Origin of the sequence: Symbiobacterium terraclitae (assembly GCF_017874315.1) — a bacterium.
In the GTDB taxonomy this organism is placed as follows: Bacteria; Bacillota; Sulfobacillia; order Symbiobacteriales; family Symbiobacteriaceae; genus Symbiobacterium; species Symbiobacterium terraclitae.
The window spans coordinates 1-1,026 of record NZ_JAGGLG010000071.1; the positions used below are offsets into that span (position 1 = coordinate 1).

A 1,026-nucleotide genomic window follows, 5' to 3' on the forward strand; every position below is an offset into this window, starting at 1 on the left:
GACCGGATTCGGCGAAAGCAGGTCACCCGTAAGATCGACGACTACGTGGACCATATCAAGGTGCGTCTCGCCAAGTACCCAGAGCTCACCGCCGAGAGACTCTTCCGGGAGATCGCCGAGCTTGGTTACACGGGCTCCCGCCGATCCGTGCGCCGCTTCCTGAGCACCATCCGCCCCAAGCAAGAGCGCGTGTACAAGCCCGTTGAAACCCTGCCAGGTGAGCAGGCCCAGGTGGATTGGGGGCATGAGAAGGCCTTCGACGAGAACGGCCGGCCCGTTGACCGCTACTCGTTCAACTTCATCCTGAGCCGCTCCCGTGTTCGGTACGTCGAGTACACGTCGTCACAGGACATGGCTACCTTCCTGGCATGCCATGAGCGGGCGTTTCGATACATCGGGGGCTGCCCACGGGAAATCGTCTACGACAACTGCAAGACCGTTGTATCCGAACGGATTGGCGACGTGATCCGGTTCACCGCTGACCTTTTGCGGTTTGCGGCAGCCTTTGGGTTCAAACCCCGGGCTTGCTGGGTTCATGACCCCGAGTCCAAGGGTAAGGTGGAGTCAACCGTCAAGTATGCCCGGCGTGACTTCTACTATGGCAACGAACACCTGCCTTTGGACGAGGTGAACCGCCAGGCCCTGGTATGGCTGAATCAGGTCGCGAACCGCAAGGTCTCGGAAGCAACGCAACGGGTTCCCTTCGAGGTTCTGGAGGAGGAGCGCCGATTCCTGCTACCCCTCCCGCCAGTCACACGACCGGCCGCATACGCGGAACGAGGAGCCAAGGTCAGCAAGGCTTGCCTCATCTCGGTCGACGGCAACAAGTACTCGGTTCCGCATCATCTGGCCCGGCAGGCCGTGACACTGCGCCTATACGAGGACCGGATTGAGGTCTATGCCACCGGCGAGTTGGCTGCTACCTTGCCGAAGTGTCGGGGCAAGGGCCAGCAGATCATCCAGGACGAGCATTACGCCGGGCGCCAGAGGGGCAACCGGCATCCCTCCCTCCAGCAGCGGTTCGAG

At 61.6% G+C, this 1,026-nt stretch carries 1 protein-coding gene; it reads left to right on the top strand.

The genetic code is table 11. The annotated features are described in order from the left end of the window. Positions 1-1,026, top strand: a 1,026-nt coding sequence (gene istA, locus J2Z79_RS18165; RefSeq protein ID WP_209468315.1) for an IS21 family transposase, incomplete at both ends; no start/stop codon positions are given.